Annotated in this window: 11 protein-coding genes; 1 reads left to right on the plus strand and 10 read right to left on the minus strand. The window is 72.3% G+C overall.

Annotation, left to right across the window (positions count from 1 at the left end; genetic code table 11):
* Positions 1–153 precede the first annotated feature (153 nt).
* The 8 genes from ABD330_RS22585 to ligD all read right to left on the minus strand — a co-directional run bounded on the left by ABD330_RS22585 (position 154) and on the right by ligD (position 9731).
* A complete protein-coding gene (locus ABD330_RS22585; RefSeq protein WP_344467760.1) occupies positions 154–1272 on the minus strand; it encodes an acyl-CoA dehydrogenase family protein in 1119 nt (372 codons plus the stop codon).
* Positions 1269–2438, minus strand: coding sequence for an acyl-CoA dehydrogenase family protein (locus ABD330_RS22590; RefSeq protein ID WP_344467761.1), 1170 nt, complete (start codon positions 2436–2438; stop codon positions 1269–1271). The genes ABD330_RS22585 and ABD330_RS22590 overlap by 4 nt, the downstream gene beginning before the upstream one ends.
* Before the next feature lies 1 nt (position 2439).
* Positions 2440–3678: an acyl-CoA dehydrogenase family protein gene (locus ABD330_RS22595; protein ID WP_344467762.1), complete on the minus strand. Its 1239-nt coding sequence runs from the start codon at positions 3676–3678 to the stop codon at positions 2440–2442.
* 2 nt (positions 3679–3680) lie between these two features.
* Positions 3681–4712, minus strand: a complete 1032-nt coding sequence (locus ABD330_RS22600) for a phosphotransferase family protein (RefSeq protein WP_344467763.1) — start codon at positions 4710–4712, stop codon at positions 3681–3683.
* Positions 4713–4908: 196 nt separating this feature from the next.
* Complete coding sequence (locus ABD330_RS22605) at positions 4909–6366, minus strand: catalase (RefSeq protein WP_344467765.1); 1458 nt, start codon at positions 6364–6366, stop codon at positions 4909–4911.
* Between the two features lie 215 nt (positions 6367–6581).
* Positions 6582–8240 (minus strand): APC family permease, encoded by a 1659-nt coding sequence (locus ABD330_RS22610; RefSeq protein ID WP_344467767.1) that lies wholly within the window; start codon positions 8238–8240, stop codon positions 6582–6584.
* 305 nt (positions 8241–8545) lie between these two features.
* Positions 8546–8791, minus strand: a complete 246-nt coding sequence (locus ABD330_RS22615) for a hypothetical protein (protein ID WP_344467769.1) — start codon at positions 8789–8791, stop codon at positions 8546–8548.
* A 25-nt stretch (positions 8792–8816) separates the two neighbouring features.
* On the minus strand, positions 8817–9731 hold the full coding sequence (gene ligD / locus ABD330_RS22620) for a non-homologous end-joining DNA ligase (RefSeq protein ID WP_344467829.1): 915 nt from the start codon (positions 9729–9731) through the stop codon (positions 8817–8819).
* A gap of 157 nt (positions 9732–9888) precedes the next feature.
* On the opposite strand from ligD, the gene ku reads away from it, so the two are divergent.
* Positions 9889–10878, plus strand: coding sequence for a non-homologous end joining protein Ku (gene ku / locus ABD330_RS22625; RefSeq protein WP_344467771.1), 990 nt, complete (start codon positions 9889–9891; stop codon positions 10876–10878).
* A gap of 46 nt (positions 10879–10924) precedes the next feature.
* Here ku and ABD330_RS22630 read toward each other — a convergent pair whose 3' ends face one another.
* Together ABD330_RS22630 and ABD330_RS22635 are read right to left on the minus strand one after the other, a co-directional pair.
* Positions 10925–12331 (minus strand): NADP-dependent succinic semialdehyde dehydrogenase, encoded by a 1407-nt coding sequence (locus ABD330_RS22630; protein WP_344467772.1) that lies wholly within the window; start codon positions 12329–12331, stop codon positions 10925–10927.
* 36 nt (positions 12332–12367) lie between these two features.
* Positions 12368–12667, minus strand: a complete 300-nt coding sequence (locus tag ABD330_RS22635; protein ID WP_344467773.1) for a DUF6158 family protein — start codon at positions 12665–12667, stop codon at positions 12368–12370.
* Positions 12668–12721: the final 54 nt, after the last annotated feature.

Genomic DNA, 12721 nt, shown 5'->3' on the forward strand with positions numbered 1-12721 from the left:
GCCGGCCGGCGGGGTGACCCGCCGGCCGGCCGCTCAGGCGTGTCCCGGGCGACTACCGCGTGGTCGGCGCCGAGGCGTCCGTTCCGCCGCGCGTTCCGTCGGCCCGCCCGCCGCCGGGCTTCGCCCCCGGCGCCGCCGCCCGAGGTATGCCGTTCACTCCACCGGGCCCGGCAGGCCGACCAGGGCCGCCAGCGCGTTGCGGTGCCGGCCGGGGGTGCCCAGGGCGAGCTGGTCGGCCTTGGCGCGCTTGAGGTAGAGGTGGGCCGGGTGCTCCCAGGTCATCCCGATGCCGCCGTGCAGCTGGACGCACTCCTCGGCCGCCCGCACCGCCAGCGCCCCGCAGTGCGCCTGCGCGACCGCCACGGCCACCGCCGCGTCCGGGCTCCCGCCCGCCAGTGCGTCCGCCGCGTAACGCGCGGCCGCCCGCGCGCCGACCGTGTCCAGCCAGAGGTCGGCGAGCCGGTGCTTCAGGGCCTGGAAGGAGCCGAGCGGCCGGGCGAACTGGCGCCGCTCCTTCAGGTACGCCACGGTCGTGGCCAGGCACCACTCGGCGATGCCCAGTTGCTCGGAGGCCAGCAGTCCGGCCCCCGTCAGCAGGGCCCGGTCCAGCGCGGCGGGGGCGGTCTCGGGGCCCGCCAGCCTCCGTGCGGGGGCCGCCTCCAGTGTCACGTCGGAGAGCGGCCGGGTCAGGTCCAGCGAGGTCCGCCGGACGATCCGGGCGGCCGTCGACTCCACGGCGTACAGCCCGGGCCCGTCCGCGCCCACCGCCGGGACCAGCAGCAGACCGGCCGCCGAGGCGTCCGCCACGGAGGTGACCCGTCCGGTCAGCGTCCCGTCGGCGGCGGCCCGGACGCCGCCGGGGAAGGCGCCGCCGGGGGCGGTGGAGAGCGGCACCGCGAGTGCCGCCGTCGTCGTGCCGGCGGCCACGGACGGCAGCAACTCCACTGCGCCGCAAGCCAGTAGCACGGTGGTGGCCAGTACGGCGCTGCCGAGGAACGGCACCGGTGCCGCGCTGCGGCCCAGCTCCTCCAGCACCACCGCCGTCTCGCGCAGGCCGGCCCCGGCGCCGCCGTACTCCTCGGGCACCTGGAGACCGGCCGCGCCCAGGTCGGCGGCGAGGGCGCGCCAGAGCGCGAGGTCGTACGGCTCCGCGCTCTCGCAGCGGGCCAGGACGGCGCCCGGCGGGCAGTGGGCGGCCAGCAACGCCCTGACGCTGGAACGGAGTTCCTCTTCGATCTCGGAGTACAGCAGATCGGGCCCGGCGGTGCTCATCGCGGGACCTCCTTCCAGGGCAGGTCCTTGTCGGTGCGGGGTTCGGCCGGGAGGCCGAGCACCCGTTCGGCGATGATGTTGCGCAGGATCTCCGAGGTGCCGCCCTCGATCGAGTTGCCCTTGGCGCGCAGGTAGCGGTACCCGGCCTCGCGGCCGTTGAAGTCGACCAGCTCCGGCCGGGTCATCGTCCAGTCGTCGTACGCCAGGCCCTCCTCGCCGAGCAGTTCGACCTCCAGACCGCTCAACTCCTGGGCGAGCCGGGCGAACGCCAGCTTCATCGCCGCCCCCTCCGGGCCGGGCTGGCCCTGGGAGAGCTGCTGGCGCAGCCGCTCGCCGGTGAGCCGGGCCACCTCGGCGTCCGTCCAGCTCTTCAGCAGGCGCTGGTGGAGTTCGTGGGTGCGCAGCTCGGGCCGCTGCCGCCAGGTGGCGGCGACCACGCCGACCATGCCGCCCTCGCGCGGCATCGCCTGGCCGCCGATCGCCACCCGCTCGTTGTTCAGGGTGGTCTGGGCGACCTGCCAGCCTTCGCCGACGGCGCCGAGCCGGTGCGCGTCGGGGATCCGGACACCGGTCAGGAAGACCTCGTTGAACTCGGCCTCGCCGGTGATCTGCCGCAGCGGGCGGACGTCGACCCCGGGGTCGGTCATGTCGCAGACGAAGTAGCTGATGCCCCGGTGTTTGGGCACGTCCGGGTCGGTCCGGGCGATCAGGATGGCCCAGCGGGCGGTGTGCGCGCTGGACGTCCAGACCTTCTGCCCGTCCACCGTCCAGGTGTCGCCCTCAAGGACTGCCCGCGTGCCGAGCGCGGCCAGGTCGGAGCCCGCGCCGGGCTCGCTGAACAGCTGGCACCAGACCTCCTCGCCCGTCCAGAGCGGGCGCAGGAAGCGGGACTTCTGCTCCTCGGTGCCGTAGCGCAGGATGGTCGGGGCGGCCATGCCGAGCCCGATGCCGATCCGGCGCGGGTCGTTGTCGGGGGCTCCGGAGGCGGCCAACTCGGCATCCACCAGGGCCTGCTGGGCGCGCGGCGCGCCCAGCCCGCCGAGGCCGGCCGGGAAGTGCACCCAGGCCAGGCCCGCGTCGAAGCGGGCGCGCAGGAAGTCGAGACGGTCGGTGGTCGCGGGGTCGTGCTCGGCGAGCAGCGCGCGGACCCGGTCGAGGACGTCCATCTCAGCCTTCCTTCCGGGACGGCGTCTTCGCCTGGTAGCGCCCCAGCTCGCGGCGGGCCAGCGAGCGCTTGTGCACCTCGTCCGGGCCGTCGGCCAGCCGCAGCGTGCGGTTGCCCGCCCAGAGGTGGGCGAGCGGGGTGTCCTGGCTGACGCCGGCCGCGCCGTGTGCCTGGACGGCCTTGTCGAGGATCCACTCGACCGCCGCCGGGACGGCGATCTTGATGGCCTGGATCTCGGTGTGCGCCCCCCGGTTGCCGACGGTGTCCATCAGCCAGGCGGTCTTGAGCACCAGCAGCCGGGCCTGCTCGATCCGGACCCGGGACTCGGCGATCCAGTCCTGCACCACGCCCTGCTCGGCCAGCGGCTTGCCGAAGGCGACCCGCTCGGTGACCCGGCGGCACATCAACTCCAGGGCCCGCTCGGCCATTCCGATCGCGCGCATGCAGTGGTGGATCCGCCCGGGGCCGAGCCGGGCCTGCGCGACGGCGAAGCCGGAGCCCTCCTCGCCGATCAGGTTGGCGGCCGGGACGCGGACATCCTCGAAGACGATCTCGGCGTGGCCGCCGTGGTCGGTGTCCTCGTACCCGAACACCGTCATCCCGCGCTTCACCGTGACGCCCGGGGTGTCGCGGGGCACCAGGATCATGCTCTGCTGCCGGTGGGTGGCGGCCGTCGGGTCGGTCTTGCCCATCACGATGAAGATCCGGCAGGCGGGGTTCATCGCCCCGGTGATGTACCACTTGCGGCCGTTGACGACGTACTCGTCGCCGTCACGCTCGATCCGGGTGGTGATGTTGGTGGCGTCGGAGGAGGCCACCTCGGGCTCGGTCATCGCGAACGCCGAGCGGATCTCACCGGCGAGCAGCGGTTCCAGCCACTGCTTGCGCTGGGCCTCGTCGCCGAACTGGGCCAGCAGCTCCATGTTGCCGGTGTCCGGCGCGGCGCAGTTGAGCGCGGCGGGCGCGAGCAGGATCGACCGGCCGGTGATCTCGGCCAGCGGCGCGTACTGGAGGTTGGTCAGCCCGGCGCCCGACTCCCCCGGCAGGAAGAGGTTCCAGAGCCCGCGCTCGCGAGCAGCGGCCTGAAGCTCCCCGACGACCGGCGGGATGCTCCACGGTTCGCGCCCGGGGTCGGCGAGTTGGGCGGTGAGCACCGGCTCGGCCGGGTACACGTACTCGTCCATGAAGGCCAGCAGCTGCTCGCGCAGCTCCTCGGTCCGTCCGTCGTAGGCGAAGTCCACGGTCACCGCTCCTTGATCGAGGTGAGGCCGAACTGTACGAAGAGCGGCACGAGTTCGCCGACCCGGTCGAAGCCGCCGCCCACCGTGCCGCCCTGGGTGAAGCGGTAGTGGATGCCCTCCAGCACCACCGCGAGCTTGAACGAGGCGAAGCCGACGTACCAGCCGAGTGCCGAGACGTCCCGTCCGGAGCCGGCGGCGTAGCGGGCGACCAGTTCGGCGGTGGAGGGGAAGCCGGGAGCGAGGGCGGCGCCGGGCAGGATGCCGTCGTACCGGCGGGCCAGTTCGGTGTACATCACGAGCAGCCCGAGGTCGGTCAGCGGGTCGCCGAGGGTGGACATCTCCCAGTCCAGGACGGCCTTGATCCGGTCGTCCGGGCCGACCAGGACGTTGTCGAGCCGGTAGTCGCCGTGCACGAGGGTGGGCGCGGGGGAGTCGGGCAGGGTGTCGGCCAGCTGCTGGTGCAGCTCGTCGATGCCGGCCACCTCGCGGCTGCGCGAGGCGTCCAACTGCCGCCCCCACCTGCGGAGCTGGCGCTCCAGGAAGCCTTCGGGCCGCCCGAAGTCCGCGAGGCCGACGGCTGCGGGGTCGATGGCGTGCAGCTCGACCAGGGTGTCGGTCAGGTGCAGCCCGAGGGCGTGCACCCGCTGTTCGCCGAGGGCGCCGAGCGCGGCGGCGTCCCGGTGCGGGGTGCCCTCGACGTACTCCATCAGGTAGAACGGAGCGCCGGTCACCGCCGGGTCCTCGACCAGCAGCAGCGTCTCGGGCACCGGCACCCGGGTGGGGTGGAGGGCGGCCAGCACCCGGTGTTCGCGCGCCATGTCGTGCGCGGTGGCCAGGACGTGTCCGAGCGGGGGGCGGCGGAGCACCCAGCGGCTGTGGCCGTCCTCCAGCAGGTAGGTCAGGTTCGACCGGCCGCCCTCGAACAGCCGGGCCCGCAGCGGCCCGCGGACCGTGCCCGGCAGCTCGGCGTCCAGGTGCGCGCGCACCTTGGTGAGGTCGAGGCCGGGCGGGGCGTCGGGGTACTCATCGCTCATGGCGTCCTCGGGAGGTCGGAGTGGGTGACTAAGCGCTTGCTTAGCATCTCCGCGAGGCGTCCGTCCTGTCAACGGGGACGGGAGCGGGCAGCACAGAAGGGGCGCGGGGAACTGCGCGAGCTCGGAAGGCAACCGCCTGTACTCTTCCGGTTTCGCGCAGTTCCCCGCGCCCCTATTTTTTGGCCGGCCGGGTGCCTCAGTTTCCGTTGACCTTGGCGGCGATCCGGTCGCCGAGGTCCTTGTCGATGTTGCGCCAGTACTGCAGGGCCCGCTCCAGCACGGGTGCGGAGACCCCGCCGAGCAGGTGGCCGCTGACGTTCGACACCAGGCGGTCCCGCTGGGCGTCGTCCAGTACCTGGCGGACCATGGTGCCCGCCTGCCCCCAGTCGTCGTCCTCGTCGTGCAGCGGGTGCGTCTGGCGGATCATCGCGCCCTGGACGTCCCAGCCGAGCGGTGCGCCCCACAGCTCGGGCTGGGCGGTCGGCCCGCCGTAGGAGTTCGGCGCGTACGGCCGGGCGGTCCGGGCCGCGTCGAAGCGCATCGGGCCGTCCTTGGCGTACGAGTGCACCGGGACGTGCGGCCGGTTCGGGGGCAGCTGGGCGTAGTTGGGGCCGATCCGGTACCGGTGGGTGTCCGGGTAGGAGAAGATCCGGCCGAGCAGCATCTTGTCGGGGGAGACGCCGATGCCGGGCACCAGGTTGGCGGGCTCGAAGGCGGCCTGCTCGATGTGGACGAAGAAGTCCTCCGGGTTCCGGTCGAGGGTCATCCGGCCGACCTCGTGCAGCGGGTAGTCGCCGTGCGGCCAGACCTTGGTGAGGTCGAAGGGGTTGAAGCGGTAGTTCCACGCCTCGTCGAAGGGCATGATCTGGACGTACAGCGTCCAGGACGGCGGATTGCCGCCCTCGATCGACTCGTACAGGTCGCGCCGGTGGCAGTCCGGGTCCTCGCCGGCCAGCCGGTCGGCCTCGGCCTGGGTGAGGAAGTCGATGCCCTGGTCGGTCTTGAAGTGGTACTTGACCCAGAACCGCTCACCGGCCGCGTTGACCCAGCTGTAGGTGTGCGAGCCGTAGCCGTTCATGTGGCGGTAGGTCTTCGGGATGCCCCGGTCGCCCATCAGCCAGGTGACCTGGTGGGCGGACTCCGGGGAGAGGGTCCAGAAGTCCCACTGCATGTCGTTGTCGCGCAGCCCGTTGTCCGGGCGGCGCTTCTGCGAGCGGATGAAGTCCTGGAACTTGATGGTGTCCCGGACGAAGAAGACCGGGGTGTTGTTGCCGACCAGGTCGTAGTTGCCCTGCTCGGTGTAGAACTTGAGCGCGAAGCCGCGCGGGTCCCGCCAGGTGTCGGGGGAGCCCTGTTCGCCCGCGACGGTGGAGAACCGGGCCAGCATCTCGGTCCGCTTGCCCGGCTGGAACAGGTCGGCCTTGGTGAACCGGCTGACGTCCTCGGTGACTTGGAAGTGCCCGTAGGCGCCCGCGCCCTTGGCGTGCACCACCCGCTCGGGGACCCGTTCGCGGTTGAACTGGGCCATCTTCTCGATCAGGTAGTGGTCGTGGAGCAGGATCGGGCCGACCGGTCCGGCGGTCAGCGAGTCCGTGTCGCTCTCGACCGGGATACCGGCGTTGTTGGTGGTGTGCGGGACGGTGGGTTCGGACATGACGGCAAGGCCTCCTTGCGCGGTACGGGCATACCAGCGGGGCCGACGGCTGCTGCGCTGCGGCCTGTCTCCACTGGAACACCGTCCGGCGGGGCTCACAACCGCAGGAACCCGGCCGCAGGAGCCCCGGCCGGAGGCGCCGGGACCGGCGGGAGCCGCAAGGGCAGGAGCCCGGCCGGTGGGGACCGGACGGGCTCCTGCGGGTGGGGCGGGGGTCAGTGGCCGCCCGCGTCGACCACCTCGATGTCCTCCGCGTTCCGCTCGATCTCCTCGGCGGGCAGCGCGACCTTGATCGCCCAGTAGTAGATGCCGAGGGCGAAGACGGCGATCAGCGCCATGTCCCACCAGAGCGGGAGCGCGCCGGTGCCGCCGCCGAAGCCGCCCTGCCAGGAGATCAGGCCCATGCCGATCAGGTAGACCGGGAGCCACTGCGCGGCCTTGAAGTCCAGCCGGGGGGCGTTGGGCAGGCCCTTCTTGATGGCGTACACGGCGTAGCCGCCGAGCAGCACGTAGCCCAGGATGATGGCGTAGCCCAGCTTGGAGAGGGTCTCCCAGCCGGACCAGTAGATGATCAGGCTGGCGACCACGAAGGAGACCGGGGAGACGATGCCGCCGGCCGGCAGCCGGTAGGAGCGCTCGCGGTCCGGCAGGCGGTTGCGCAGCGCGCCGAAGGCGAGCGGGGCGCCGGCGTACATCAGGACGCTCGCCGAGGTGATGAAGCCGACCAGGGTCTGCCAGCTCGGGAAGGGCAGGAAGCAGATCACGCCGGTGGCGAAGGCCATGATCAGGCCGAACCACGGCACGCCGCGCTTGTCGGTGCGCTCGAAGACCTGCGGTGCGTAGCCGTTCTTGCTGAGGCCGTACGAGATGCGCGAGGTCGAGGTGGTGTAGATCAGGCCGGTGCCGCCGGGGGAGACGATGGCGTCGAAGTAGAGCACGATGGCGAGCCAGCCGAGCCCGACGACCGTGGCGAGACCGGCGAACGGGCCGCTGATGCCGGGGAAGTCCAGCTTGTCCCAGCCGCCGGCGAAGGCGGCGACGGGCAGTGCGCCGATGAAGACGACCTGCAGCAGGGTGTAGATCAGGGTGCCGATGGTGACGGAGCCGAGCACCGCGCGGGGGATGTCGCGCTTGGGGTTCTTGCTCTCGCCGGACAGCTGGATCGCCTGCTCGAAGCCGAGCAGGGCGAAGATGATGCCGCTGGTGCTGATCGCGCCCAGGATGCCCTTCACGCCGAACGGCGCGAAGCCGTGCGAGGTGAAGTTGGAGGGGTGGAAGTTGCTGATCGCCAGCACGAAGATGGTGAACAGCGGGACGAAGATCTTGAGCCAGGTGGCCACGTTGTTGGTGCGGGCCAGTACGCGGACGCCGAGGAAGTTCACCGCGACGAAGACGCCCATGAGCGCGACCGCGACGACGAAGCCGCTGACGGTGAGGGTGCCGTTCGCGTTGAGGAAGTGCTTGGCGAAGGACCAGTGGCCGGCGTAGCCGATCATGGCCTCGACCTCGATCGGCGCCACGGTCGCCGCCTGAAGCCAGGAGAACCAGCCGAAGGACATGCCGGCCAGGCCGCCGAAGGTGTAGTGCGGGTAGCGGGCGGTGCCGCCGGCCACGGCGAACAGGCCGCCGAGCTCGGCGTGGACGAACGCCAGCAGCGCGATGGCCACCGCGCCGATACACCAGGAGATGATGGCGGCCGGACCGGCGACGATCACGGCGTTCTTGGCGCCGAAGAGCCAGCCGGAGCCGATGATCGAGCCGACGGATGCCCAGAGCAGCCCGATCAGTCCAACCTCGCGCCGCAGCTTGTTGCTGCGGGTGGGCGTACCGGTCGGCGGGGTGGCTGCGGGGGCGAGTTGGTCAACAGATGCCATGGGGGAGATGACCTCTCGGGGGTGGCAGGGGTTGAGAGTTGCCCCAGGCTAGGCGGAGCATCTTGCTCCGCAACAGCCACCGAATCCGAATAGTTATATTCACTACGCCTTATTCACCATTGCCGCACAGGTAGTCATAAGCGCAGGTCAGAGGTCATTTGAGCATTCTTTGAGCTTTATGAGGGACGGGATTGTTCCGCGCGCCCCCGCATAGGGATGTGACGGATTGCCCGAAGTGCCCGAAGCGATGGTGAGAAGTTATACAGGATTGTCTCGATGGTTCAGTGGGTGCAGTAAACAGCGGTTTACGGCGCGGTCCACACCGTTTCGTCGCCGCCGTCCCAGCCAATGAGACCGGGATCGGTCAGATCGGGGTCCTCGACACCCGCGCGGCGCACGAACTCGGCGACATCCGCGGCGCTGGTGGCGCGTCCGACGGTCCGGCCGTAGATCTCGACCCGGCGGTACGGCCGCGCACCGTGGGTGGGCGGGCGCACCACCACGGGCGGGGTGAAGACGTCCCCGTCCACCGGCTCGTGGGACTCGTTCATGTCTCAAGTATCGCTCGGCGGGCCTTCACGGCTCCCGGACGACGTCCTGCGGGTCCTTGTCCGTCCGCAGCCCGAGGAAGCGCGGGTGGCGCAGCCGTCCCTCCCTGGTCCAGCCGCTGAAACCGACCTGGGCGATCAGCCGGGGCTCGACCCAGTGCGCCCCGCGCTCCGCCACCGGATCGGCGAACGGCGCTGTGGGCCGGGCCAGTTGCTCCAGTGCGGCGCCGAGCGCGCGCAGCGTCGCGGTGTCGAAGCCGGTGCCGACCTTGCCCGCGTAGCGCAGCCGGCCGTCCTCGAAGTGGCCCAGCAGCAGCGCGCCGAAGCCGATCCGGCTGCCCGCCGGGTCCGTCCAGCCGCCGACCACCAGCTCCTGAGCAGCCGAGCACTTGAGCTTGAGCCAGTCGGGTGAGCGGTGCTGCACGTACGGCGCGTCGGCCCGCTTGGCGACCAGGCCCTCCCAGCCCCGGGCGCAGGCGTCGGCCAGCGGAGCGGTGCCGTCGGCGTTGCGGTGGACGGTGAAGCGCAGCGGGCCGCCGTAGCGGACCGCGCGCCGCAGCAGCTGCTTGCGGAAGCGCAGCGGCAGGCCGGTGGTGTCGTACCCCTCCAGGTGCAGCAGGTCGAACAGGTAGTAGGCCACCGCGACCCCGGAGGCCCTGGCCCGGGCGGCGTCGCGCAGCTGCATCCGGCGCTGGAGCCGCTCGAAGCTGGTGGCGCCGTGGTCGAGCGCGACGATCTCGCCGTCCAGCACGAACCGGCGCACCGGCTGCCCGGCCAGCGCCTCGACCAGTTCGGGGTAGGCGGCGGACAGGTCCTTGCCGGTCCGGGAGACCAGCCGGACGAGGTCGCCGTCGCGGTGGGCGAGCGCCCGGATGCCGTCGAATTTGCGCTCCAGCACCCAGCCCGCCCCGAACTCCCGCCGCGTGCTGGGCGTGGCCAGCATCGGGCTCAGCGTCCACGGGTGCTGCTGCGTCGGAGTGGTCACCGTACGGGCCTCCGTCCTCCCTACCAGGGTGCCTCCGAACCGGGGGAGTGGCCCGACGCGGCGCGGGGGAGGAGCATGGACGGGGCTTGCGGAGGTCGCGCACGAGGAGGCCGAGATGGCCAGACCGATCTGGACCGGAACGCTGAGCTTCGGGCTGGTCACCGTCCCGGTGGGCCTGTACTCGGCGACCGAGGACCACTCCCCGCACTTCCGGCAGCTGGAGCGCGGCACCTCCGACCGGGTGCGCAACCTCCGGGTGAACGAGCGCACCGGCAAGGAGGTCGGCTACGGGGACATCGTCAAGGGGTACGAGGTCGCCGAGGGCGAGTACGTGGTGTTCGAGCCGTCCGAGCTGGAGGAGCTCTCGCCCGGCCGCTCCCGGACGATCGAGATCAGCGGCTTCGTCCAGCTGGAGCAGGTCGACCCGGTCTTCTTCGACAGGACCTACTACCTGGGCCCCAAGGGCAAGGAGTACGCGCACGTCTACGCGCTGCTGCTGCGGGCGCTCGCCGACACCGGGCGGGCCGGGCTGGCGAGCTTCTCGATGCGGGGCAAGCAGTACCTGGCGGCCGTCCGGGCCGAGCAGGACCTGCTGGTGCTCCAGACCATGCACTACGCGGAGGAGGTCCGTGACCCGCACCGCGAGGTCGGCAACCTCCCCGAGGCGGCCGAACCGCGGGAGAGGGAGCTGGCCGCCGCCCGGCAGCTGATCGAGGCGCTCAGCACCGACTGGGACCCGGAGGAGTACCACGACACCTACGGCCGCCAGATCCGCGAGCTGGCCGAGGCGAAGCTGACCGGCAGGGAGACGGTCGCGGCGGCGCCCGCTCCCGAGTCGACCAACGTGGTCGACCTGATGGACGTCCTGCAGCGCAGCCTCGCGGCGGCCGACGGGAGCGCAGGCCCGGGAGCCGCGGGGAAGCCGGTCGGCAAGTCGGCCAGGGACGAGCCGGCGGTGGACCTCTCGGCGCTCAGCAAGGCGGACCTGTACCGGCTGGCCACCGAACGGGAGATCCCCGGCCGGTCCTCGATGAACCGGGACGCCCTGCTGCACGCGCTGGAGAGCGCGGCCCGGCCCGGGCGGCGCCTGCGGGCGGTCTCCTGAGCGGCCTCCCGTCCGCCCCTCCCGTCCGCCCCTCGGCCCCGACGCTCTAGGGCTGCCCGACCCAGACGGTGGTCGCGTTGCAGAACTCGCGGATGCCGTGCCCGGCCAGCTCCCGGCCGTAGCCGGAGCGCTTCACGCCGCCGAACGGCAGGGCCGGGTGCGAGGCGGTCATCCCGTTGAAGAACACCCCGCCCGCCTCCAGGTCGCGGATGCACCTGTCCCGCTCGGCGGTGTCGTTCGTCCAGACGTTCGAACTCAGGCCGAACGGCGAGTCGTTGGCCAGCTCCAGTGCCTCGTCCAGGCTGTTCACCCGGTAGAGCGTGGCGACCGGGCCGAACGCCTCCTCGTGGTGGATCCGCATCTCGGGGGTGATCCCGGTGAGCACCGTCGGCGGGTAGTACCAGCCGGCCGCCGACTGGCCGGAGGACCCGTCGGCGTGCAGGCCGGCGGTCTCGGCGGTGGCGCCGTGCGCGAGCGCGTCGGTGACCAGGGACACCAGGTCGTCCCGGCCCTGCCGGGTCGCCAGCGGGCCGATCTCGGTGTCCGGGTCGAACGGGTCGCCGACCCGCAGGGACCGCATCCCCTGGGCGAAGGCGGCGGCGAACCACGGGTAGACGTCGTCGTGGACGATGAAGCGCTTCGCCGCGATGCAGGACTGGCCGTTGTTCTGGGTCCGGGCCCGGACCGCCGTGTGCACCGCCGCCTGGAGGTCGGCGCTCGGCATCACGACGAACGGGTCGCTGCCGCCCAGCTCCAGCACGCTCTTCTTCAACGCGTCACCGGCCACCGCCGCGACCGACCGCCCCGCGCCCTCGCTGCCGGTCAGTGTCACGGCGGCCACCCGGCGGTCGCGCAGTACGCCCTCGACGGCGGCCGACTCGATCAGCAGGGTCTGGAAACAGCCCTCGGGGGCCCCGGCCCGCCAGAACAGCTCCTCCAGTGCGAGCGCCGTCCGGGGCACGTTCGACGCGTGCTTGAGCAGACAGACGTTGCCCGCCATCAGCGCCGGCGCGGCGAACCGGATCACCTGCCAGAGCGGGAAGTTCCACGGCATCACCGCCAGCACCGCGCCGAGCGGCCGGTACCGGACCAGGGCCGCCGCCGCCCCGGCGTCCGCGACGTCCTCCTCGCGCGGCAGCTCGTCCGCGATCAGCGCGGCACCGTGGTCGGCGTACCAGCGCAGGGCCTTCGCGCACTTCGCGGCCTCGGCCCTGGCCTGCGCGAGCGGCTTGCCCATCTCGGTGGTCACCGTGCGGGCGAGCTGCTCCTGTTCGGTCTCGAACACTCCGGCGGCGCGTCTGAGCAGCTCCGAGCGGAACTCGAAGCCGACGGTCCGGTACTCGCGGTAGGCGGCCTCGGCGCGGGCCAGCCGCAGTTCGAGGCCGCCGTGCCCGAGCGGCTCGAAGGTCTCCAGGGTTTCGCCGGTGGCGGGGTTGACGGTTGCGATGGGCATCGGTGACTCCCAGAGGGACCTGCGCGGGCGGGGGCTCTACTCCGGTGCGGCCTCGGCCCGGGCGGCGTGCTCCCGGGAGCGGGAGCCCGACCTCGTCCGCCCGGCCGACACCTGCCGCAGCGGGAAGCGCCGGACGAACTCGGCCTCCAGCTGCCCGGTGCGCAGGGTGTGGCGGCGCAGCGCGTCCTCGGAGCCGTACAGGAAGGTCTCGTGCCGGGTGCGGTGCAGCTGCGCGAGCTCGCGCAGCAGCACGTCGCCCCGCAGCGCGTCGGGCGGGACGCCCTCCGTCCGCTCGGTCGGGTCGGCCGAGATCTCCGAGATGTCGGGGTGCGGCATGGGCGTACTCCTCCGGAATCTGCCCCCTCTGTACCGATTGCCCAGGTAGCGGCC

This window comes from Kitasatospora kazusensis (assembly GCF_039529945.1).
GTDB lineage: Bacteria > Actinomycetota > Actinomycetes > Streptomycetales > Streptomycetaceae > Kitasatospora > Kitasatospora kazusensis.